23 protein-coding genes are annotated in these 23,231 nt (G+C 47.4%); 13 read left to right on the top strand and 10 right to left on the bottom strand.

Features of this window, described 5'->3' with window-relative positions; genetic code table 11:
- Nucleotides 1-93 precede the first annotated feature (93 nt).
- The 5 genes from RQM65_RS13745 (at nucleotide 94) to RQM65_RS13765 (ending at nucleotide 5,385) form a co-directional block, all read left to right on the top strand.
- Nucleotides 94-1,029, top strand: coding sequence for an ABC transporter ATP-binding protein (locus RQM65_RS13745; RefSeq protein WP_314015870.1), 936 nt, complete (start codon nucleotides 94-96; stop codon nucleotides 1,027-1,029).
- Nucleotides 1,022-2,350, top strand: coding sequence for an ABC transporter permease (locus RQM65_RS13750; RefSeq protein ID WP_314015871.1), 1,329 nt, complete (start codon nucleotides 1,022-1,024; stop codon nucleotides 2,348-2,350). The genes RQM65_RS13745 and RQM65_RS13750 overlap by 8 nt, the downstream gene beginning before the upstream one ends.
- Nucleotides 2,347-3,288: a mechanosensitive ion channel family protein gene (locus RQM65_RS13755; RefSeq protein ID WP_314015873.1), complete on the top strand. Its 942-nt coding sequence runs from the start codon at nucleotides 2,347-2,349 to the stop codon at nucleotides 3,286-3,288. The genes RQM65_RS13750 and RQM65_RS13755 overlap by 4 nt, the downstream gene beginning before the upstream one ends.
- Entirely contained in the window at nucleotides 3,278-4,159 is an 882-nt protein-coding gene (locus RQM65_RS13760; protein WP_314015875.1) for a DUF6268 family outer membrane beta-barrel protein, read from the top strand. The genes RQM65_RS13755 and RQM65_RS13760 overlap by 11 nt, the downstream gene beginning before the upstream one ends.
- Before the next feature lie 62 nt (nucleotides 4,160-4,221).
- Nucleotides 4,222-5,385: a sigma-54-dependent transcriptional regulator gene (locus tag RQM65_RS13765; protein ID WP_314015877.1), complete on the top strand. Its 1,164-nt coding sequence runs from the start codon at nucleotides 4,222-4,224 to the stop codon at nucleotides 5,383-5,385.
- 308 nt (nucleotides 5,386-5,693) lie between these two features.
- Here RQM65_RS13765 and RQM65_RS13770 read toward each other — a convergent pair whose 3' ends face one another.
- Nucleotides 5,694-6,389, bottom strand: a complete 696-nt coding sequence (locus RQM65_RS13770; RefSeq protein WP_314015879.1) for a hypothetical protein — start codon at nucleotides 6,387-6,389, stop codon at nucleotides 5,694-5,696.
- Nucleotides 6,390-6,585: 196 nt separating this feature from the next.
- On the opposite strand from RQM65_RS13770, the gene RQM65_RS13775 reads away from it, so the two are divergent.
- The 3 genes from RQM65_RS13775 (at nucleotide 6,586) to RQM65_RS13785 (ending at nucleotide 9,957) form a co-directional block, all read left to right on the top strand.
- Nucleotides 6,586-7,470 (top strand): PPK2 family polyphosphate kinase, encoded by an 885-nt coding sequence (locus RQM65_RS13775; protein WP_314015881.1) that lies wholly within the window; start codon nucleotides 6,586-6,588, stop codon nucleotides 7,468-7,470.
- A gap of 77 nt (nucleotides 7,471-7,547) precedes the next feature.
- Nucleotides 7,548-8,960, top strand: coding sequence for a M28 family peptidase (locus tag RQM65_RS13780; protein ID WP_432279870.1), 1,413 nt, complete (start codon nucleotides 7,548-7,550; stop codon nucleotides 8,958-8,960).
- 64 nt (nucleotides 8,961-9,024) lie between these two features.
- Complete coding sequence (locus RQM65_RS13785; RefSeq protein ID WP_314015882.1) at nucleotides 9,025-9,957, top strand: peptidylprolyl isomerase; 933 nt, start codon at nucleotides 9,025-9,027, stop codon at nucleotides 9,955-9,957.
- A gap of 55 nt (nucleotides 9,958-10,012) precedes the next feature.
- Here the strand turns inward: RQM65_RS13785 and RQM65_RS13790 are convergent, their stop codons facing one another.
- The 5 genes from RQM65_RS13790 to RQM65_RS13810 all read right to left on the bottom strand — a co-directional run bounded on the left by RQM65_RS13790 (nucleotide 10,013) and on the right by RQM65_RS13810 (nucleotide 13,143).
- Entirely contained in the window at nucleotides 10,013-10,207 is a 195-nt protein-coding gene (locus tag RQM65_RS13790) for a cold-shock protein (protein ID WP_314015884.1), read from the bottom strand.
- Nucleotides 10,208-10,306: 99 nt separating this feature from the next.
- Nucleotides 10,307-10,696, bottom strand: coding sequence for a hypothetical protein (locus tag RQM65_RS13795; RefSeq protein ID WP_314015885.1), 390 nt, complete (start codon nucleotides 10,694-10,696; stop codon nucleotides 10,307-10,309).
- Nucleotides 10,693-11,541: a hypothetical protein gene (locus RQM65_RS13800; RefSeq protein WP_314015887.1), complete on the bottom strand. Its 849-nt coding sequence runs from the start codon at nucleotides 11,539-11,541 to the stop codon at nucleotides 10,693-10,695. The genes RQM65_RS13795 and RQM65_RS13800 overlap by 4 nt, the downstream gene beginning before the upstream one ends.
- A gap of 278 nt (nucleotides 11,542-11,819) precedes the next feature.
- On the bottom strand, nucleotides 11,820-12,458 hold the full coding sequence (locus RQM65_RS13805) for a peroxiredoxin (protein ID WP_314015888.1): 639 nt from the start codon (nucleotides 12,456-12,458) through the stop codon (nucleotides 11,820-11,822).
- Between the two features lie 127 nt (nucleotides 12,459-12,585).
- On the bottom strand, nucleotides 12,586-13,143 hold the full coding sequence (locus RQM65_RS13810; protein ID WP_314015890.1) for a thioredoxin family protein: 558 nt from the start codon (nucleotides 13,141-13,143) through the stop codon (nucleotides 12,586-12,588).
- A 145-nt stretch (nucleotides 13,144-13,288) separates the two neighbouring features.
- Here RQM65_RS13810 and RQM65_RS13815 point away from each other — a divergent pair, with 145 nt between their 5' ends.
- Nucleotides 13,289-13,627, top strand: a complete 339-nt coding sequence (locus tag RQM65_RS13815; RefSeq protein WP_314015891.1) for a tRNA-binding protein — start codon at nucleotides 13,289-13,291, stop codon at nucleotides 13,625-13,627.
- A gap of 229 nt (nucleotides 13,628-13,856) precedes the next feature.
- Here RQM65_RS13815 and RQM65_RS13820 read toward each other — a convergent pair whose 3' ends face one another.
- The 3 genes from RQM65_RS13820 to RQM65_RS13830 form a co-directional block, all read right to left on the bottom strand.
- Nucleotides 13,857-16,379, bottom strand: coding sequence for a M14 family metallopeptidase (locus tag RQM65_RS13820; protein WP_314015893.1), 2,523 nt, complete (start codon nucleotides 16,377-16,379; stop codon nucleotides 13,857-13,859).
- Nucleotides 16,380-16,469: 90 nt separating this feature from the next.
- Nucleotides 16,470-16,841, bottom strand: a complete 372-nt coding sequence (locus RQM65_RS13825) for a PUR family DNA/RNA-binding protein (RefSeq protein ID WP_314015894.1) — start codon at nucleotides 16,839-16,841, stop codon at nucleotides 16,470-16,472.
- 292 nt (nucleotides 16,842-17,133) lie between these two features.
- Complete coding sequence (locus RQM65_RS13830) at nucleotides 17,134-18,888, bottom strand: ABC transporter ATP-binding protein (protein ID WP_314015896.1); 1,755 nt, start codon at nucleotides 18,886-18,888, stop codon at nucleotides 17,134-17,136.
- A gap of 227 nt (nucleotides 18,889-19,115) precedes the next feature.
- Between RQM65_RS13830 and nusB the strand changes: the two genes are divergently transcribed.
- The 4 genes from nusB to RQM65_RS13850 all read left to right on the top strand — a co-directional run bounded on the left by nusB (nucleotide 19,116) and on the right by RQM65_RS13850 (nucleotide 22,696).
- Nucleotides 19,116-20,063, top strand: coding sequence for a transcription antitermination factor NusB (nusB, locus tag RQM65_RS13835; protein ID WP_314015898.1), 948 nt, complete (start codon nucleotides 19,116-19,118; stop codon nucleotides 20,061-20,063).
- Between the two features lie 115 nt (nucleotides 20,064-20,178).
- Nucleotides 20,179-20,640 carry a DUF1573 domain-containing protein gene (locus tag RQM65_RS13840; RefSeq protein ID WP_314015900.1) on the top strand — a complete coding sequence of 154 codons (462 nt, stop codon included), beginning with the start codon at nucleotides 20,179-20,181 and terminating at the stop codon, nucleotides 20,638-20,640.
- Between the two features lie 134 nt (nucleotides 20,641-20,774).
- Entirely contained in the window at nucleotides 20,775-21,065 is a 291-nt protein-coding gene (gene yajC, locus RQM65_RS13845) for a preprotein translocase subunit YajC (protein WP_314015902.1), read from the top strand.
- Between the two features lie 284 nt (nucleotides 21,066-21,349).
- Nucleotides 21,350-22,696, top strand: a complete 1,347-nt coding sequence (locus tag RQM65_RS13850) for a Gfo/Idh/MocA family protein (protein WP_314015904.1) — start codon at nucleotides 21,350-21,352, stop codon at nucleotides 22,694-22,696.
- A 159-nt stretch (nucleotides 22,697-22,855) separates the two neighbouring features.
- Here RQM65_RS13850 and RQM65_RS13855 read toward each other — a convergent pair whose 3' ends face one another.
- Nucleotides 22,856-23,221: a DUF1801 domain-containing protein gene (locus RQM65_RS13855; protein ID WP_314015906.1), complete on the bottom strand. Its 366-nt coding sequence runs from the start codon at nucleotides 23,219-23,221 to the stop codon at nucleotides 22,856-22,858.
- Nucleotides 23,222-23,231 lie beyond the last annotated feature (10 nt).

Here is a 23,231-nt window from a genome sequence, read left to right on the forward strand (position 1 = left end):
AATTTTCTTTTTCATAGCAATTTTTTCCCATCCTTGAATCCGTTTAAGGGTGGGTTTTTGTTTTAATGCCATATCTTTGAAAAAATTGCTTGCATGAACAACATTTTGGTCACGAAAGAGGTCACCAAACGTTATGGCGGTCATACGGCCCTTGATAAGGTTTCCCTTGAAATTCCCAAAAACAGTATCTACGGACTATTAGGCCCCAATGGGGCCGGAAAGACCACCCTTATACGAATTATCAATCAGATTACTTTTCCTGACCAAGGGAAGGTCTATTTTGACGGCCAACCTTTAAAACCCCGACACATTGCCCAAATCGGATATTTGCCCGAAGAAAGGGGACTCTACAAATCGATGAAGGTCGGGGAACAGGCCCTGTATTTGGCGCAGTTGAAAGGGCTGTCGAAGTCCGAAGCAAAAAAACGGTTGAAATTTTGGTTCGAACGTTTGGAGATAGGGGACTGGTGGAACAAGAAAATTCAGGAGCTTTCGAAAGGCATGGCCCAGAAAATCCAGTTTATAGTAACCGTGCTACACGAGCCCAAACTGCTCATTTTCGACGAACCCTTTAGCGGTTTCGATCCCATCAATGCCAATATCATCAAAGACGAGATACTGCAGCTCAAGGAAAAGGGCACCTCGATTATATTCTCGACCCATAGAATGGAATCCGTCGAAGAACTTTGCGAGCATATCGCCTTGATCCACCGCTCGGAAAAAATATTGGACGGAAAGCTATCCGCCATCAAGAAGGCATACAAGAACAATATCTTCAACGTTGGTCTCGAGACCGATAATGGCGATATAATCTTAAAGGAACTGGCGGAAAATTTCGATATCAGCTCGTCAAAATACGATGTAGGGGAGCGGCAGCTCGATTTTAGGTTGCAACTTCCGAACGGGGACTCCGGTTCGGTGTTAAACTATCTTTCCTCGAAGGCGAACATCAACCATTTTGTAGAAACGATTCCCTCGGCCAACGAAATATTTATTCGAACGGTACAAAGCAAAGGCATCCATGAATAAACTGCCACTTATTATAAAGAGGGAGTATTTGGCCAAGGTGCGGAACAAATCATTCGTGATCATGACCTTTCTGAGTCCCATCTTAATGGTCGCCATGGTGGTATTGATCGCCTATTTGACCAAATTGAACGATTCCGATAAGAGGGTCATCGGATTGCTGAACGAAAGCGACTATTTTGCCCATGAATTTTTAATGGCAGAGGATCTATCCTATGTGAATTTTAGCGACGTGTCTTTACAAGCCGCCAAAGATTCTACGGCCAAGAACGATTATTACGCGCTGCTTTACATCCCTTCGGGAAAAAACCTGGAAGAAGTGGCGGAAAATTCGTTTCTGTACACCAAAGATGCCCCGAACACCGCCGTACTCGATAAGCTCGATGCGATTTTTCAGCAAAGACTGAGACAGGAACGCTTGCAAGAGATAGGGGTTTCTACCGCGGAATTCGAAGCTATCGATAAGCCGTTCGAAATTAACACGGCTACTTTCGCCGGAGACCTTAACCTTAAGGGCATTACCGAGATTAAGGCCTTTATCGGCGGCGCCTTTGGTTATTTGATCATGATGTTCATCATCATCTACGGTGGGTTCGTGATGCGCAGCGTCATCGAGGAAAAGACCAGCCGTATCATCGAGGTCATCATCTCTTCGGTCAAACCCTTCGAGTTGATGTTGGGCAAGATTATCGGCACTTCCTTAGCGGGAATCACCCAGTTCGCGATCTGGATCGTATCTGGGGGGGTGCTATTGATCCTGGCCTTTGCCATCTTCGACATCGATCCCTCTGTCATGGGCAGCGGGGCCGCGGCAGGTACCAATCTGGCACCGCCGGTACCGACCACCGATCAGACCTTACAGTTATACGCGCAGGAGCTTTTTAAGATTCCATGGGTTATGTTGATCGTATTTTTCTTGATCTATTTCATCTTGGGGTATTTGATCTACAGCTCGATTTACGCTGCTATCGGCGCGGCAGTTGATAACGAGACCGACACCCAGCAGTTTATCTTTCCTATTATTCTTCCTTTGATGTTGGCCATATACGTGGGCTTCTTTTCGGTTTTCAGCAATCCACATGGGCCCATTGCCGTGGGATTTTCGCTGTTTCCGTTGACCTCGCCCATTGTGATGCTGATGCGGTTACCGGGCGGTATCGGTGAAGGCGGAGTGCCTATTTGGGAACTTGTGACCTCCATTCTCTTACTGGTCGTTACTTTTATCGGCATCGTATGGCTTGCGGCAAAAATCTACAGGGTGGGAATATTGATGTACGGAAAAAAGCCAACCTATAAAGAATTGTTCAGGTGGTTAAAATATTGATATTATTACAAAAGGATGTAAGTAAGATAGAAGAGATTCTCGAGGAGGATATCTGGGGCTCCATCAAGCATTTTTTGCAGTTAGGTTTTTCCTTCGGCGAGGGTGACAACAAGATACAGGTTACCATAGGCTTGCTGTTGGTATTGGCATTGGCCTTCATGGTTTCGACTCTTTTGATGAAATGGCTTCGGAACTTTTTGACCCGAAACATGGAGGGGGAACATAAGTTAAAGTTCTTCAGTGTATTTAAGTTCATCAGGTACCTAGTCTATATCACTGTAGTCTTGATTACTATGAGTGCGGCAGGTGTCGACATTACCCTGTTGCTCACCGCCTCGGCCGCTCTGTTCGTGGGATTGGGGCTTGCGCTTCAAAATGTTTTTCAGGATGTCATCGGGGGTATTTTTATTATTACCGATAAATCGTTGCACGTGGGCGATGTCGTCGAAGTTGAGGGCAAGGTAGGCAAGGTTTTTCAAATTAAGTTGAGAACGACACGGGCCCTCACCCGTGACGATAAGGTTATCGTTATTCCCAACCACCATTTTATAAACAACGTTATCTATAACTATACGCAGAACCATAAAATGACCCGGGAAAAGGTAAGCATACGTATTGCTTACGGCGACGATGTCCAGTTGGTGGTACAAATTTTGGAGAAAGCTGCAAATGACCATCAAGAAATATTGAAAAGTCCCGAACCCTTCGTGCGACTCGAAGATTTTGCGGAATGGGCCATGCTTCTTACCCTTAACTTCTTTATTGACGACAGTTTTGCGGACCCGGGTATTAAGAGCGACCTGCGCTATAAAATCGAAGCCGGGCTTAGGGATAACGGTATTACCATCCCTGTACCCAGAACAAACGTAAAGCTGTATCCTTCGGAGTCGTACACCGTAGTGCGAACGGATAAACCCAAAGATGAAAATGAAACTTAGAAACACCATGTGGTCGGGTTTGGCGACTTTTTTGTGCGTTGCCACTTGGGGCTTCGCCCAGACCCCGGATATTGCGAGAATTGAATATATGACGATGCCCAGAAACGATCAGGGCGCCAAATTATCACGAATTAAACTAGTGGCCAACCTGCCCATTATCCTAAAAGATTCAAGCAGCATTATAGTCGGAGGCGAATACAACCGGTTGTCATATGGACTACGACGTGAAGGTATTTCCGAACAGGTCGAGGGCTTGCGGCATTTGCACGTGGCCGACTTCAACTTGGCCTACGTGTATCGCTACAATAAGTTTTGGCGTATTATCGGGTTGGTCACCCCGCGCTTGTCCTCCACTTTGGGCGAACCGATCGAAAAAGGGGATATTTCGTTCAATGCGACGGCCGGGGTATTGCGGGAACGGAAAGATGTCGATAAACCTACTATTTTGGTGTTGGGCATCGCCTATAATTCAACAGTCGCCCTCAGGGTTCCGTTGCCCATCGTATATTTCGAGAAACGCTTTCATAAGCACTGGACCTATGTGCTCGGAGCCCCCAAAACGGCCATCAAGTACCATTTCAACGAAAAACACCAATTGCAGTCAGAATTCATCCTCGACGGCTACTATGTAAATCTGCAGAGCTCCATCCTACTTCCCGGAGGACTGGGGGCGACATCGATTTCATCCTCCGCGGCATTGACTACCCTTGGATATCAGTACGCTATTAAAAAATCGACTTTCCTGTATATTTACGGGGGACATACCCTTTTTCAAAAGGGCGTTTTAAGAAATTCCGATCGAGATGATATCTTTACCTTGAACGATGGGCCCAGTTTTTATATGAGGGCCGGATTTCGAATAGGACTTTAATCTATTATTTCTAAAATTCCAAATCTAAACCCTAGCATCCCATAGCTACAAAAACGAAAACAATGCCAAAAATACTGATTATAGAAGACGAGTCCGCCATTAGGAGGGTGTTGGTCAAGATACTTTCAGAAGAGAACGAGTCGTATCAGCTGGAGGAAGCGGAAGATGGCCTCAAGGGCATGGAAGCGATCAAGAACAACGATTACGATTTGGTGCTTTGCGACATAAAAATGCCGAAAATGGATGGGGTCGAAGTCCTGGAGGCCGCCTTAAAAATTAAGCCGGAGATACCCTTTATCATGATTTCGGGGCACGGTGATCTAGACACCGCGGTGAACACCATGAGGTTGGGCGCCTTCGACTACATTTCGAAACCGCCCGATCTGAACCGGTTGCTGACCACGGTGCGCAATGCGTTGGACCGGCAGGAGTTGGTGGTCGAGAACAAAAAATTGCGGAAGAAGGTCGGCAAGAACTACGAAATGGTCGGGGAGAGCGAGGCGATATCCGCGATCAAGGAAATGATCGAAAAAGTCGCACCGACCGAAGCCCGCGTGCTGATTACCGGCGCCAATGGTACCGGGAAAGAATTGGTCGCGCACTGGTTGCACGAAAAAAGCGAACGTAGCGAAGGGCCCTTTGTCGAGGTAAACTGCGCCGCAATCCCATCTGAGCTGATTGAAAGTGAACTTTTCGGCCACGTTAAAGGTGCGTTCACTTCCGCCGTGCGCGATCGTGCCGGCAAATTCGAGGCCGCGAACAAGGGCACGATCTTTCTCGACGAAATCGGCGATATGAGCCTTTCGGCCCAAGCGAAGGTGCTGCGGGCCCTTCAGGAGAACAAGATCTCAAGGGTCGGTACGGACAAGGATATCAAGGTCAACGTTCGCGTGCTAGCCGCTACCAACAAAGACCTTAAAAAGGAAATCGAGGAAGGCAACTTTCGGGAAGATCTTTACCATCGTCTGGCGGTTATCTTGATGCACGTGCCTCCCCTAAACGATAGACCGGAGGATATTCCGGTCCTAATCGAACATTTTTCAAAAAAGATTACTTCCGAGCAGGGTATCGCCGCCAAAACCTTCTCGAAAAAGGCGGTCAAACTGTTGAAGGGTTACGATTGGACGGGGAATGTCCGTGAACTTCGGAACGTGGTCGAACGCCTGATCATTCTCGGCGGAAAAGAGGTGTCGGAAGAAGACGTAAAGCTCTTTGCCAGCAAATAGGGAGAGAGAGAGTAAGAAAGTGACCGTGGCCTGCGTCTTTTGTAGAGGTTCGGATCATTTGCTCAAAGGCTTGCTTTTGGTTCTGTCCTTGTTGCGATGAAACAAAACGGATGTAATTTGCTTAGACTGAAAGACGAAAGGGAGAAAGAACAAGGATAGCTCAGGGTGAAAGAGTGGTTTTAGGCTTGGACTTCTTTTTTGGATATTTCATTAGTCTTTTTTTCTTGCTCTTTCCGTCCTTTTTCCATCGGCGGGGCTTTCTAGTAATCGAAACGATCTAAAACTACCACAAATTCCAGGGTAGAACCTTACTTCTTCCCCTGGCAGTCCCCCAGTTGTTCCAAGGCATTCCATGTAATTTCCTCAGTTCTCAAATTGTAGTACTTCTTTCCTTCGGAAAGGCCCTCCCGCAAGAGCTGCTGTTGGCAATGTTCGTAAATTCGCGTGGCGAAGGCACGGGCATCTTGACAGTCCACCGTGCGGATTACCTGCTGCAACGATTTCCTGTATTTTGTGAGGGACGAGTCAATCTTCTGTTTTAAGAGCGTCATACCGTATTGACCCTCCAGATTTATGGTGCTTCCCATATATTCGGTGCCCTCCTGAGGCTTAACGCTGACTGTGGATTTGTCGTGTTTTTCGCTGTTATGCAAGATTTTGATGCCTTCCTCAAGATTTTGAATGCCCTGTTTGAGCAGCATCCGGATATCGCTCAGGGAAGCCGATTTCGTAGCGTCCTTCAAGAGAACGCTCGCCTCGTCGATATATTCCGAAGCCTCGGGGCAATCACAGTCCGTTATTTGTTTCGCAGATTTATCCAGGGCTCCCAATGCCTTAAAAATGTGAAATCGCGCCAGTTGCAACTCGTCCTGTACAATAGCCTCTTCAAGCTCCGATTTCACATATGTCATGTTGGAGCCAGCGTATTTACAGGGTTGAACGGTCACAAATGAAGAAAAAAGAAAGAAAAAAAGCGCATAGAGCATCTGGGGATACAACTTCATAAGCTAGGTTTGATCGGTAAAATTTGGGCGTTTTACATCGCAAAGTTAGAGCGATCAGGGGCTTACCTCCTCATTTATTCGATGCCCCGTTAAGTCTGGGGATTATTTTAGTCGAACCGACGCTTTCTCAGGTCGAACCGCTGTTTTTTCCCGCTTTAAACTACCGTTCACCGAATGTATTTTCTATCTTCAGCCCATGGATATATCTAAAATCAGTTCGTTTAAGATCGACGCCCCCGTAAAGCTTTCCGACCGGGGGACTTATGAGGATTTCGGAGCTTCCAACAAACAGTTGAAAGAGAAATACAAAGACATCAGAAAAGACTTAGGCGACCTTCAAGATACGCTTTACGCCCATGGAAAGTATAGTGTTCTGGTCTGCTTGCAGGGGATGGATACCGCAGGGAAAGACAGCCTGATCCGGGAAGTTTTTAAAGATTTCAATGTGCGCGGGGTCGTGGTGCACAGCTTTAAGGTGCCCACCGAACTCGAATTGAAGCACGATTATCTTTGGAGGCACTATATTGCCCTGCCCGCCAAGGGCAAGTTCGGGGTGTTCAACCGTACCCATTACGAAAATGTATTGGTGACCCGGGTGCATCCCGAATTTATATTGGACCAAAATATTCCCGGTATCCATTCGGTTGCCGATATCGATCAACAATTTTGGGACCGGCGTTTCGATCAGATCAACGATTTTGAGAAGCATATAGCGGATACCGGTACGATCGTGTTCAAGTTTTTTCTTCACCTGTCCAAAGAGGAACAACGCCAGCGTTTGCTGCGTCGGTTGCACCTCAAGCGAAAGAACTGGAAGTTCTCCCCCGGTGACCTGAAAGAACGCAAACTGTGGGACAGGTACCAGAAGTGCTACGAAGAGGCTATCAGTAATACCTCAAAACCGCACGCGCCCTGGTACATCATACCGGCCGACAACAAAAAGGCCGCGAGGGTCTCGGTAGCTTCCATCCTATGGGAGGAACTAAGTAAATACAAAAACATCAAGGAACCGGAGCTTGCCCCTGATATACAGGCCGATTTAAATCACTACATCAAAACCTTACAAGCGGAAAAACAATGAAAGGGATCAAAGGGATGAAATGGATAAGATGCCGCAGAGCGATGGGAGGCCAGCAACGAACGGGACATTGGGGAGCGATGAAAAGTCTGGCCGCGATAGGTACACTGATGCTAACACTTCTTCTGCTAGGTTTTCAATCCCACGCGCAGAACGGGGACGAAATGCAGCTCAAAAGAATCTATGATGCCGCCCTTACGGACGGCAAGGCCTATGACTGGCTCAATCACCTGTCGAACCAGATAGGCGGCCGGCTCTCGGGATCCCTAGAGGCGCAACGCGCCGTGGAATACACGAAGGTCCAACTCGAATCCTTGCAACTTGATCGGGTTTGGCTACAGCCGGTGATGGTGCCCAAATGGGTACGGGGCACCCCTGAATTCGCCTACATGGAGACGTCTCCAGGAATCACGAGTACGGTCCCCATCCGTGCTTTGGGAGGGTCCGTGGCTACTCCCCTTGGAGGACTTAAGGCCAATGTCATCGAAGTAAAGGGCATTGAGGATCTCAGAGCACTCGGTGAAAATAAGATCGGGGGTAAAATCGTGTTCTTCAATCGGCCGATGGACCCAACCAAAATCAGTACGTTCGAAGCGTACTCAGGGGCTGTGGACCAGCGCTACTCCGGTGCGGAAGAGGCCGCTAAGTTTGGTGCGATCGGGGTCATCGTACGTTCCCTCAACCTTAGACTGGACGATTTTCCACATACCGGCTCCATGAGTTATGGCGATACGGCAGAGGGCGATAGAATTCCCGCTGCAGCGATAAGCACCAATGCCGCGGAGATGTTGTCCACCACCCTGAAACTGAACCCGGAGACCAAATTCTACTTTAAGCAGCATTGTAAACAGTTCGATGATGTCCAGTCGTATAACGTCATCGGGGAAATCAAGGGAAGTACCCATCCCGATGAAATCATTGTGGTCGGGGGGCACCTCGACTCTTGGGACCTGGGCGACGGAGCCCACGACGACGGGGCCGGATGTGTGCAGAGCATGGAGGTACTCCGCCTACTAAAACTTTCGGGCTACATCCCGAAACGCACCATTAGGGCCGTGCTGTTCATGAACGAGGAAAATGGATTGCGCGGTGCAACCGAATATGCCGTCAAGGCCAAAGCGAACAATGAAAACCACATTTTTGCCTTGGAAAGCGATGCCGGTGGCTTTGCCCCAAGGGGTTTTTCGTTTGAAAGTTCCGATACCCATTTAAAGCGGGTACATGGCTGGAAGCCGCTTTTCAAACCGTACCAGATCCATCTGTTCGAAAAGGGACACAGTGGTGCCGACATCGCCCCGCTCAAGAACGGGGATAATGTATTGGCCGGTCTTCGACCCGATTCCCAGCGTTATTTTGTCCATCATCATGCCGCGAACGACACCTTCGAACACGTCAACAAACGAGAACTGGAGCTGGGAGCTGCCGCTATGGCGAGTTTGGTGTACCTTTTTGACAAGTATGGCGTTGAACCCGCTGCGACGCTGGGAAACTAACGAAACCGCCCCGTGAGGCATCGCCCAAAAATCCCTACCTTTGCCGCTCACCAAAATCATCAGGATGAAAGACGGAATCTACGCAAAATTCATTACTTCCAAAGGAGAAATACTGGCAAGGCTAACCTATGAAAAGACCCCTGGAACGGTGGGTAATTTTGTGGCCCTCGCCGAGGGAAAACAAAAAAACAAGGTAAAACCCAAGGGAGAACCTTATTACGACGGCCTGACCTTTCATCGGGTGATTCCTGATTTTATGATTCAGGGCGGTTGTCCCCAAGGCACCGGTACGGGAGATGCCGGTTATAAGTTCGACGATGAGTTCCATCCCGACCTCAACCACTCCGAACCCGGGGTGCTTTCCATGGCCAATGCCGGACCGGGCACCAATGGAAGTCAATTCTTTATCACCCACGTACCGACCCCGTGGTTGGACAATAGGCATACGGTATTCGGCCATGTGGAATCGGGTCAAGATGTAGTCAATGATATCGCACAGGGTGATACTATTGAAAGCCTCGAGATTGTCAGGCTTGGGGAAGATGCTAAAAATTGGGATGCGGTCGAAGCCTTCGAAACCTTTAAAAGCTCAAAGGAAGAACGCGAAGCGGAACAAAAAAAGGCTCAGAAAGCGGAACTCGATAAAATCGCCGAGGGGTTCGAAAGTACCGAAAGCGGACTCCGGTACAAGGTTATAAAGGAAGGTAATGGAGTCAAGGCCCAAAAGGGCCAAACGGTGTCGGTACATTATGAGGGATCGTTGTTGAACGGTCAGGTTTTTGATTCCTCCTATAAACGCAAACAGCCCATCGACTTTAAACTGGGCGGGGGACAAGTCATTTCCGGTTGGGACGAAGGTATCGCCCTCTTGAAGGTAGGTGATAAGGCCCGTTTTGTCATCCCTCCGAACTTAGGGTATGGCAGTAATGGGGCCGGAGGCGTCATTCCGCCGAATGCTACCTTGTTATTCGACGTTGAGTTGATGGATGTAAAGTAAAAAAAAAGCCCCGACAGTAATGCCGGGGCTTGGTATAAAAAAAGTTTATGCGTTCTTAGTCTACTACTTTCACATTTACCGCGTTCAATCCTTTTTTACCTTGTTGTAGTTCAAATTCTACAACATCACCTTCACGAATTTCGTCGATTAAACCTGAAATGTGTACAAAGTGATCTTCGCTTGAACCATCTTCAGTGATAAATCCGTAACCTTTGGAGTCATTGAAGAATTTTACTGTTCCTCTGTTCATAATACTAAAAAATTAAAAATTAAATTAAAGCGCAAATATAGGATTTAATTATTTAATCGCGTGATTTTTTTGAAAGTTATATTTTGAAACCCGTAAGGCTCAGGCCGCTTTGGTCAATAAGTCCTCAATGGAAGAGGTGATGCCTTTGGGGTCTAATCCGATGATGGCAATCGCCAAGGTCAGCACCGAGGTGGCACGATTGATTATTTTTTGCACGCTTCCCAGTTCCTTATAAAGCTTTCGGGTGTCGTGGGTGATCGTCTCGATATGTTTGAGCGAGGTCTCGACCTCTTCCATCACCAAAATGGCGGACTGGGTGTAAAGTCTTGTGGTCAGCGAAAGTTGTCTTCTGTGCAGATTCTTGATCCGCAGGTTCTGTTCCTCTGTTAAATGCTCGTAATTTTCATAGCGATAATTGCCAAGGGCGTTGGTCATCCTGAGGAGGTTGTCCGCAAGTTCTTTTACCTGATGTGAGGTCAAGCTTTTCATTCTTTGGTTTTAAATGAAGAAATCTTACCATGTAGTTTTCGGCCATGCCTCCCCAAGGTTTTTCGAACCTCATCATCGGTCATGTTCCCGATATTGCTGTATAAAATGGTATGTCCTTCCACCATCTCCCTCAATACCTCGGCGTAAGTGCTTAACGTCTCTTGTTGGGCCTCTATTTCCGACGTACGCCGGAAATAATCTTCCGCAAATTTGATGCGTTCGTAATCGGACAATTGCTTGTCCATTATAAAATCGAAATAGAAATCCTTGAGCTCACTTTTCTGCACCTCCAATTTTCCGTTCAGGCTTCCGGTGAGGTTGAGTTCGAGAAAGTGGAGTAATTTTAGAAGGGGACCGTGGGCCTGGGTGACGTATTGTTTTAATTTTTTTCTTCGAAAGGCGTCGGTAGTGGCTCGAAGCAGAAGGGTGGAGATGTCGGAATATGCCTTTACGTCGGCCTCGTCCATTTCCAGCGGACCGAAATTGCCGGTCGCCAAGGTTTGGGTAAAATCATCGGCCTGGTACTTGGTGAGCTCGTTTTGGCTCAGGTCCGACAACCCGTAAAAATAGTCTTTTGTGGTAGTATAGATCAAACGTGTAATGCTATCGGCCCTCCGATCGGGACCGCATTCGCATTCGATATCGTGAATTTTGAACTGGCGAATGTGTTCTTGTTCACAATTTTGGTAACAAATTTCCGTAAAAGACGAGGCCAGCGAGTCATACTGTTCGATACCCTCGACCGAACTCTGGGCGAACTTATTGACATGTTTTAGGTTTACACAGCTATTTAACGATAAAATACCTGCTAAAACTAGTATGCTGTTTTTAAAGGATGGCGGCATCTTTCCGAGCTTTCTTATTACAAGTTAATAAGAATACTGGATTTTTCTTATGTTTCGGTAGGAAAAGATACAAGAAGTTCATTTTTGTAGGTTTCCGTTGGATGCTTTATTCCAGAAAATGGACGGCCATCCGCCTTTGGAACGAGGGACTAAAAGGTCCTACGTCGGGTTTAGGTCGTGAAGCGACTGATCATAACAATAAAACCTCCCGAAATGATGGGAGGCTTGATAGCTTGTGCGAATGCCGAATTTCAAATATTCGGGTTCGGAAATACGGCTTAGGCCGTAGGGTCCGGGGTCATCCTCAAGTAAGGCTTCACTTCTTTCACGCCCTTGTCGAACATGTCGACCGCGTCTTTCGTGGATATAGCGGGACTGACCACTACATCTTCCCCGTTTTTCCAATTAGCCGGGGTAGCTACCTTATGATTGGCAGTAAGCTGCAACGAATCGACGACGCGAAGCAGTTCGTAAAAGTTCCGGCCTGTGGATGCCGGATAGGTTAAGGTCAACTTTACCGTTTTATCGGGCGCGATGATAAATACCGAACGTACCGTCAGGGTATCGTCGGCATTCGGATGGATCATGTCGTATAGATCGGACACCTTTCGATCCGTATCCGCAATGATCGGAAAATTGACCGTGGTATCGTTGACTTCGTTGATATCCTTTATCCATTCCTTATGGGAGTCGACATCATCGACACTGAGTGCCAGCATTTTTACGTCGCGCTTGGCAAATTCCTCCTTGAACTTTGCCGTGACGCCTAATTCGGTAGTACAGACCGGTGTAAAATCCGCCGGATGCGAAAACAGGATGCCCCAGCTATCGCCAAGGTAATCGTAAAGGTTTATTTCGCCCATCGAGCTGTCCGCCGTAAAATCGGGGGCTTTATCGCCTAATCGTAGTGTTGCCATTTTTGGTGTGTTTTTGTATTAAAATTAAATGCCTATAAAACTAGTAGATTAAAGAGCAATCCCCATACGCTTATGGTTAAAAGTGTATTAAAGTTTTTGAACAGAAATGGGGCGACATTGCACGTTCTTAATCCTTCCATTTTATATTGCAGCCGATACTGGGTTTTTGATCGGGGTCGATCGTTTTCCCCTTGAGGAGCGCATCCAAGGCATTCCGCAAGTCGTTTCCGGTAAGCGGGATGCCGTTTTCGGGACGGGAATCGTCCAATTGACCGCGGTACACCAATTCCAAATCGCTATCGAACAAATAGAAATCCGGGGTGCAGGCTGCATCAAAGGCTTTTGCCGTTCCTTGCGTCTCGTCGTAGAGATAGGGAAAAGGGTATCCCTCTTGTTTTGCGGTTTCTTTCATCAAATGAGGGGCGTCTTGCGGATAATTTTCTACGTCATTACTGGAAATAGCTGCAAAAGCGATACCCCGATCCTGATAGTTCTCGGCCACCTTAACGATTTCGGGATTGACGTGCTTTACAAAGGGACAGTGGTTACAGATGAACATGATTACCGTGCCCTTGTCACCTTTGAGGGCGTGTAGGTTTACGGTCTTGTCCATTACGGTATCGGTAAGACTGAATTCGGGGGCCTTGGTTCCGAGGGGAAGCATCGTACTGGGTGTTCTTGCCATGGGAGAATGTAAATTAGTAATTATTGATTCTTGATGATGTGTTTTACTTTAAAAAGTAAATTTATCTTTAGGCGCTATTTCTTTTAGCTCGCGTGTTCGATTCCGATTCGAGTCCGTAATATAACATTAATTTTAATCTAACGAAATGACCGATATCATAGCTTGGAGCGATTTTGCCAAAGTCGATATACGGATCGGGACCGTCGTAGCGATCGATGATTTTCCCGAAGCCCGTAGACCCGCGTACCGATTACGCGTCGATTTCGGGGATGAAATCGGGATTAAAAAATCATCCGCCCAGCTTACCGGTCGCTATAGAAAAGAGGAGCTCTTGCACAGGCAGGTGGTGGCGGTGGTCAACTTTCCCAAAAAACAGATTGCGAACTTTATGAGCGAATGTCTTATTTTGGGCGCAGTAGAGGGGGACGATGTAGTGCTCTTACGGCCCGAGGCCCCAGTGGCCAACGGACTCAAAATTTCCTGAACCGGCCGCAATGAAATGTCGTAAATTAAAGCCTGGGTACTATCGATTCCGTACAAATAACCCCGAAACGAATTATTGATCCCGTTCAAAGCATCCGGTCGGGCACCTCCATGGTAATCTGAGGTTCAGGGTGTTGCCGGGAACTACGCTGTCTGAAACAGGTTTATTTCAGAAGGTTTTTGTCCGATTTGGCGTATGCCAATTAAAATTTAATGGCGGTGGTGCCCTATCACATCATATTTCCAAAAAATATGGCATTCATCAGCAATTTGTTGGTGCCGTACCAAAAGGCCCTGAAGTTGGTATTGTCCGTGAACACGATGACCCGGCCCTTGCCCATACGCTGGACTTGGAAGGGTACACTTTTCTTGAGCATCTCGAGATTTTCCTCAGAAATATAACCGCTCATCAGGGGGTTCTCGGTATACTGGATCGGATTGTTGTAACTGTCTTTATCAGGCTCGATGTAGATGTTCGTATTTCTGAACAGGGGCAGTTTGTCGTTTTTATAACCGTAGTTTATTGGATGCGAAAGATCGAGATCGGCCTCAAATATAGCACCGCCGGTTACTTGCGCCCCTTTAAAATCCCTTTTCTCACCGTAAGATATGTCCGTGGCTACGAGGGTGTCCTTTTTGAATTTGAGTTCCATCAATCCATTCTTTTCGAAAGATTCCGCCATGTCGCGATAGCCGATTAACGTACCGCCTTCCCTGACCCATTTTTTGAGTTTTTCAGCCTGCTTTTTTGAAAGTCCCCCGCTACCCATACTAGGGACAATGAAGTCGGTGTATTGGCTCAAATCCACGGAATCAAAATACTCCGTGTCGATTTTGGTGATGTTCATGTCATAACGGGTGTCGAACAAATGCCAGATTTCCCCGGCATCGTAGGAGCGAACGTCCGAACCTACCAAAAGGGCTACCTTTTGCTTTTTTATGATGTTGAAGTCGTTGCTGCCCAAATCGATACCTTGGGTCAATCCAGTGCTTACGGGGGTAATCTGGATGTTACTTTCTTGGGCGACCTCCTTCAGAAATTGGTAAAGCTCGTCCGGATCCATTTCCTGTCCCTGAACGGGAACCATAATCGTACCGTAACCATAATCCTTATCCTCCAAATTGAAAGGCGATTTTGCGACCTTGGCCCGAATTCCTTTTTTGGTGATTTCGTTCAGGGCTTTCGGACTGTAATATTCGTTCCATTCGAACAGGTAGGCATAGTTGCTCCGGGCATCGAGACCTCCCGTTAAGGGGGCGAGCCCGGTAACGGATTCATCGGCGGCGCTTAGGGACCGGGCTTCGGTATAATCAAGATTAAAGGCCAAGGGTAGGGTCCATGCGGAAACGTCGTAGAAAATGCTGTCGGTAAAGCTGGTGCGTTTTTCGAACATCGCCTTGATCAGCCGGTAGTTTTTTTGATTTTTCGGAATGACGTAGCCGTAGCCCTTTTTATAGTCCTTCCCATCGAGCCGTACATCGTCCGAAAGTGGGTGGAACTTAATATGTTGGCGTCGCAGCATGTCCGCAAAATGCCAAGCTTTGGCTGCATCTTTGCTGTCCCCGAAGACCAGGGCCTTATTTCTACCGATGGCCGATTCAATGCTTGATTCCGTATAAAATTCGCGCTGATAGTCGAGCATCTTTTCCCGCATGGCCTGTGCCGCTTTTACGGTAGAAAGTGCAGTAACGAATTGATTGCGAATGGTAAAGGGAAAGCTCAGGATGCCGTTCTCGCTTTCCTGCAAATGACCTCGTGAACTGCCCTGTTCGAACAGAATTCCGACCCCGCCATTGATATCCGGAAAGGTGGAACCTTTTCCATAATAAAAGTCGTCGTAGTTTTCCTCGGAATAGTAGAGTGAACCGATATTGTCAAGGGCAGCGGCATGATAAGTGCCGATTTCGGCGGTGAGTTCCTGGTTCATATCCGGGGTCAGAGGATGTACCCTTGATGGTACTCCCGGCTGAAAAAAGAAGGTAGAATTGGTACCCATTTCGTGGTGGTCGGTCAAGACGTTGGGCATCCATTTGTGGAAGGATGCGATTCGGGCGCGACTTTCCGGAAGTTGTACGGGCAGCCAGTCCCGGTTCATGTCGAACCAATAATGATTGGTACGGCCTCGTGGCCAGACCTCGTGAAATTCCCTGTCGTTGCTGTCGGGGTTCAGGTTGATGCTCTTATTGGAATTCGCCCAATACGCAAAGCGCTGCAGCCCATCGGGATTAAAGGAGGGGTCCAGTAAAATCACCGTATCGTCCAAAAGTGTTTCGATGTCAGGTCTTTGGGCGGCGGCCAGGTAATAGGCATAGGCCAACGCGGCATTCGAGCCGCTGGGTTCGTTGCCGTGAATGGAAAACCCTTGATAGACCACTACCGGCATCGTGTCGAGATTCAGGTCAGCGCTCCCCTTTTCCGTTAGCGCCACGTGATCTTTCCTGATTTTATCGATATTTCCGAGATTTTCGGGCGATGTTATGGTCAGCAATAGAAGCGGTCGCCCCTCAAAGGTCTCCCCACGGTTCTCGATATTGATGCGGTCGCTGGCATCGGCGAGGGTCTGCATATAGAACATCAGTTTGTCGTGGGTGATATGCCATTCGCCTACTTCATGTCCGATTATCTCCTTGGGGGTCGGAATGTCTTGATTATAGCTGACCTCTTGTGGAAGATAGTAATCAAGGTCAAGACTGTCTTGGGCGAAACCGATCTGGACAAACAAAAAGGCGGTTGCGAAGAGTGAGATTTTCATATAAGGATGGTTTATGCAAAAGGGAATCGACCCGTGAAAGGTCGATAATTAACCCCCTAAAGCTACGCGAACCGATTTAAGGTGCGTCATTTAGATATCGTCAAAGCTTACATCGGTAAAACTATCGGTGGATTTGGCTTGGACGCTTTCACTCTCTTCCTCTTTCTTAAAGTTTTTTTGGTGTCTTTCGGAAATAACTTCGGTACCTTTTTCTTCAATGATAAAATCCATCATTTCCTCTGCATTCTTCCGGAAATCCTCAAAATCCTCCTTGTAGAGGTATATCTTGTGTTTTTTGTAGTGAAAAGACCCATCGTCATGGGTGAATTTTTTGCTTTCGGTAATCGTGAGATAATAATCCCCGGCTTTGGTGCTGCGTACATCGAAAAAATAGGTTCTTCTGCCTGCCCGCATTACTTTGGAGTGAATTTCCTCCTGATCGTTTGAATTTTTCCCTTCCATCTTTCTACGTGTTGGTTATACCTCTGCAGCCTAGCAAGTGCCCAAAAATTGGGGGTTCAAAGGTTACAAAAGTAGGTTTGTCCAAAAGTGAAAAAAAAAAGTCAATACAGCAACAATTTTTAAGATTTCTTTAAATGTTGTCCGTCAAGACCGGTTCGCATGTATTGTTCGACATCGGGAAGCATTCGCCAAGAAACGGTCAGAAAAGGCTTTTCTGCAATCGGTCATGCAGAAGTATGCCCTATAAGTGATCAAGAGGCATTTTCCCCTCACGGACTACCCACATATTGGCTTAAGATTCATTTTCAGACAACTGCGTAACATAGAGCTCTTTATAATAACCTTCCTTAGTGTTGAGCTGCTCGTGGGTGCCCTGCTGTAAGAGTTCCCCTTCTTTGAGCACGAGCACCCTATCGGCGTTCTTGGCCGATGAGACCCGATGGCTCACGATTAAGGTGGTCTTATCGTTCGAGGCCTTTTTAAGATTGCCCAATATTTCTTCTTCGGTTTCCGTGTCCACCGCCGAAAGACAATCGTCGAAAAGATATATCTGTGGGTCTTTTAGAAGGGCGCGTGCAATGGATACCCGCTGTTTCTGGCCTCCACTGAGGGTGATGCCCCTTTCCCCGAGGACGGTGTCGTATCCCTTTGAAAATCCGATGATGTTCTGATGCACCACCGCTTCCTTGGCGGCTTGAACGACTTCTTCGTCCGTAGCGTTTTCCTTGCCGAACTTGATGTTGTTCTTGATGGAGTCCGAAAACAAAAAGGCCTCTTGGGGTACCGCCCCGACCGCCCGGCGTAAACTTTCGATGTTCAATTCTCGGATGGGGATGTCATCGATCAATATCTCTCCCGATGATACATCGTAGAGTCGTGCCACGAGGTCAAGAATGGTGGACTTGCCAGAACCCGTCTTGCCAAGGATGGCCACCGTTTCTCCTGCGTTGATGGTGAAGGAAATGTTCCTTAGGGCCGTGATTTCTGTATCGCTATAGGTAAAGGTCACGTTCCGGAATTCGATTTTTCCTTGGACGGGAGTGGCTTCGTGCACGGTATTGATGATATCAGGGGATTGCCGTAAAAATTCGTTGATTCGTTTTTGCGAAGCCTCCGCCCGTTGCACGATCGAAGTCAGCCATCCCAGCATGGCCACCGGCCAAGTAAGCATATTAACGTATAAAATGAATTCCGCAATGACCCCGACCGAGTCGATTTCGCCGTCAATGAACTGTTTCCCTCCGATGTAGATGACAAAAAGGTTGCTGATACCGATCAACAGCAACATCAACGGAAAGAACCAGGCGTTAACCTTTGCCAGGTCCATACTCTTATCCTTGCCTTCAATGGCGAGTTCGCTTACTTCCGAATTGATCTGGGGTTCCAGGGCATAGGCCTTAATGACCGATACCCCCGAAAATACCTCTTGGGTATAGGTGGAGAGAGTCGAAAGAAATTGCTGTACAACGGTACTGCGTTTGTGGATGATCTTGCTGATCCGATAGATCAAGACGGACAAGATCGGCAGGGGAATCAGTACATAGGCCGCGAGGGTCGGTGCGGTAAAGAACATGATCGGAATGATACAGGCAAAAAGGGTAATCGTGTTGATGCCGTACATCAAGGCGGGTCCAGCATAGAGACGCACTTGGTTTACATCCTCGCTGATGCGGTTCATCAAATCGCCGGTGCGGTTTTTTTTATAAAAATCGAGACTTAGCAGTTGATAGTGATCGAATACCTCGTTCTTCAGGTCCTTCTCGATATAGCGCGATACGTTGATAATGGTCTGCCGCATCAAAAAGGTGAAAAATCCCGATAACAGTGCGGCGCCCACGATAATGAGAATAAATTTTAAAAGTAGCGCCTTGGCCTCCGATTCGGCCAGTTCCGCATCCAAAAATTGCTCGACTACGGTGATGGACTTGTTGACGTACGAAGGCATGACCAACTGCAACATTCTTGCTATAATAGTGATGAATACACCTACCAGCAATTTCTTCCAGTATTTTTTAAAGTATTTGTTGAGGTGTTGGAGTTCTTTCATGCAGCGAGCGGAAATTCAATTTGGCAAAGATAACCAAGATGCAAGAACTTCAGGGAAACAAATTCAACAAAAGAAATGTCGGTCCTATAATCGTTACCGGCGGCCGTCCATCGGGCATCCAATTTTTTTTTGGGCTTGTACCGGATTTTGCACTTGAACTTCCTCTTGCTTTCCCTATTTTTGCCGCTCGAAGACGGATTTGAATTATTTAAAGGTTCTTTACATCTATGTTGACACGAAGGCACATCAGGATCAAAGTCATGCAATGTATTTATGCCCTGACCCAATCAAAGGACGAGTCTTTGCAAAAGCAGGAGAAATTTCTGCGGTATAGCATTGAAAGTATGTACAGCTTGTACCTTCTCATGCTAAGCCTAATGATCGAAATGCAACAGCGGGCCGAAAAACACTTGAAGTTGTCCTCGAAAAAGTATCTGGCGACTGCCTCCGATACCTATCCCGACCAAGAAAAGTTCGTGAACAACAGGCTCTTGCTCCAGTTGGTGAACAACGAGGGGCTAAAGGCGGAACTTAAAAAACGCAAGTTGACCAATTGGTCGGAGAACGATGAGTACGTGAGGATCCTGTTCAACGAAATGGTCGAACATCAGCTGTACGCGGACTACATGACCTCCGGAAAAAGTTCGTATGAAGAGGATAAAAATTTTATTATTGCCCTTTATAGGGATATCATTGCGCCGAACGAGAAAATCTACGATTATTTTGAGGACGATAAGTTGACTTGGGTGGACGACATCCCCATAGTGAATACCTTTATTTTAAAATTATTCAGGAAAGCAAAGGAAAACCGTCCGCCATCCTTTTTTCTTCCCAGGTTGCTCAAGGATGATGCGGATATGGACTTCGCCCAGAAATTGCTGACCAAGACCTTGCTGAACGATGCCAAGTGGACGAAGGAAATCGAGGGGAAAACGCCGAATTGGGACAAGGACCGGATTGCGGATATGGATTCCATCCTATTAAAAATGGCGATATGCGAGCTGCTCAACTTTCCTACTATCCCAGAAAAAGTGACCATCAACGAATTTTTGGAAATCGCCAAGGAATACTCCACCCCGAAAAGCAGTATTTTCATTAACGGGATACTGGACAGCCTGGTCAGGGAGTACAAAACAGAGGGTAAATTGAATAAAATCGGGAGGGGATTGATCTAAGGTGGACACTAAATTGAAAATTCGTTCGTTAAGGGGATGTAGGTTCATTTTCATCGACGAACTACCACTTTATAAATTTTCATTAATTTTGCAAACTAATTAAACAGTACAGACCATGAAAAAAACAATTTTATTTCTAAGCGCTATTTCGATGATGGCCTTTACTTCGTGTAAGGACAATGCCTCGAACAAGGTGAATTCGGACAACGTAGCACAAGCGTCCGCGCGTGATGAGGCGGGCAAGCAGGTGCCCGTAATGCAGTTCGAAAAGGTGGAGCACGATTTTGGAACGATCGAACAGGGAGCGGCCCAAGAGACCATATTCAAGTTTACCAACACCGGTAACGCGCCCTTGATCATTACCAACGCATCCAGTTCTTGTGGCTGTACGGTGCCCAACCCACCTAAAGATCCCATCGCGCCCGGGGAGACTGGCGAACTGCTGGTCAAATTCAACGGATCCGGACAGAACCAGGTAAGTAAAACCATCACGGTCAATGCCAATACGGAAAGCGGTACCGAGATGTTGCGCATCAAGGCCTTCGTAAACCCGAAGAACGCCGGCCCGACTTCATAAGCGCAAAGCGACCCGGCTGACCATCGTAGGTCAGTATGGATAGATGTAAAAATTATATAAGGCCTGCCGGCGGGCAGGCCTTAGCTTATCCAGCGAACAACCTAAGTAGAATATATAATGAAAATTGAAAAACAATGGGTGATATAGGACAGTTTCTTCCGATGATCTTAATCTTCGTGGTCGCGTATTTTTTTATGATACGACCCCAAATGAAGCGTTCAAAGGACGAGAAAAAATTCGCGGCCGAGCTGAAAAAAGGGGACCGCGTAATAACTAAAAGTGGACTGCACGGCAAGGTTATGGACCTGAGCGACAAGGATTCTTCCTGCATTTTGGAAACTATGGCCGGGAAATTAAAATTCGACCGTTCGGCCATTTCGATGGAAATGAGCAAAAAGCTGAACGCGCCCAAAGAGAAGAAATAAGAAGCCGGCCCTGAAGAAGTACGGCTTGTTCGCTTATTTACTACCTACATCATCGATTTTGACGTAAGGCTGTTCGACCTAAGGCGTAGGATCGTCAACTTTGTCAATTGTCGGACTGCTTTTGAAATTTTTTTAGTCCTTTGTCCTAAGTCTTAAAGTCCTAGGTCCGATTGAGGTCTCCAATAGAAATAAGCATTGAGATTATTAAGCATCGGTTTTTTGGAATCGATGCTTTTTTTATGGGTGAAATTGTTAACTTGTTCGTCCAATCAAAGAACAGGTACATGCATAACAGAAGACAATTTATCAAGAAAAGTGCGTTGGCAGTGACGGGATCGACCGCCGCTTTCCTATTTCCCATGGAACTTTTGGCCACCCTTCGCAGGCCGGTAGGGGCGAACGATCGGATCAACGTAGGTCTGATCGGTTGTAATGGGATGGGATTCAGCAACCTCACTTCCATGCTGAAAATCAGCGAAACGAACGTCGTTGCCCTCTGTGATGTCGATGAGAGCGTTTTAAAGGCCCGGACTGCGGACTTGGAAAAGGCGGGCATTAAAAAGCCGAAGTGGTACCGGGATTATCGGAAATTGTTGGAGAACAAGGATATTGACGTGGTGATAGTCGGCACGCCCGACCACTGGCACTGCCTCATGTTGACCGATGCCCTGCAGGCGGGGAAGGATGTGTATTGCGAAAAGCCGATCGCCAATTCGGTCCAGGAATCCAACGTTATGCTGAACTACGTCGGCGCCAGTGATCGGATGGTGCAGGTCGGCCAGTGGCAGCGTAGCCAGCCACATTTCGTCGATGCCATCAAGGTGGTGCATTCCGGAAAACTGGGCAATATTCGGTTGGCGAAAGCCTGGGCCTACCAAGGTTGGATGAAGCCCGTACCCGTGCTCCCCGATTCGGAGGCCCCGGAGGGGGTGGACTATAAAATGTGGTTGGGCCCGGCACCGAACAGGCCTTTCAATCCCAACCGCTTCCATTTTAATTTCCGATGGTTCTGGGATTATGCAGGTGGACTCATGACCGATTGGGGCGTACATATGATCGACTATGCGCTGTACGGCATGAAGGCGGGCACGCCCAAATCCGTCATGGCCCTGGGGGGTAAATTCGCGTATCCCGACGATGCTTCCGAAACCCCCGACACGCTACAGACCGTCTATGAATACGACGGTTTTTCCATGCTTTGGGAACACGCTACCGGTATCGATGGCGGCAACTATGGCCGTAACCACGGGGTCGCCTTTATCGGGAACACCGGTACCTTGGTGCTTGATCGTAACGGATGGGAAATCATTCCCGAAACGGAGTTCCAAGGATGGGGAGAGCCCGGTATTCCAAAAATGGAGGCCGAATCGCACGGAACGGGAGGCGCGAACGGACTCGACCTGCATACCGTAAACTTCATAGAAGCCGTAAAAAGTAGGGATGCCTCTAGCTTGAACGCCCCGATCAAAGTGGGCTACGATGCCGCCGTGGTATCCCATATGGGCAATGCCGCCTTTAAGTCCGGGAACCGCATTTACTGGGACGAAGCCAATGGAGAGTTCAAGGAAAAGGAAGCCAACCGGTACCTGAAAGCCGATTATAAAAACGGCTGGAAATTGCCGATGGTGTAGTGGAAATCCGAAATCCGAAATCCAAATTCCAAATTTCAAAATCCAAATTTCAAGCGCGGATTTCCCGTGCCAAACCCTGATTATTGCTCTTGAAATCTTCGAAGGGAAAACCTGTTTGGGAGTTGAAATTTAAAATTAAACGCACTGAAGCGAGTCCGCCTATTTCAATTCCTTCTCCTGATTTTCGATGGCTTCCCTCATGTAGATAAGCACTGTCTTTTCATCGATATCGGTAGCAGATTTAAATTTCCAGTGCCGCATGGCCTTGGTCTTGCCAGGCTGGGCGGTTTCCAGCAGCCCATCTGGATCTGATAGCGATACTCCGTTAAAAAAACCGATTGAAAAATGGTTCTTGAACCTTGAGATCCAAAAAACATTCTTGCCGCCAACTGTGTAGGTCGGGGTATGCCACTTAAATGTTTCTGTGGCTATCGTCTTGCCGGCCAAATTGCGCAGAAGGGCGATACCATCTTTGAAACGATGTTCCGCTGTATAATAGGCCTCGATTTTTTCGGATTCTTCCATCGGTATTCAG

This window comes from Pricia mediterranea (assembly GCF_032248455.1).
Lineage (GTDB): Bacteria > Bacteroidota > Bacteroidia > Flavobacteriales > Flavobacteriaceae > Pricia > Pricia mediterranea.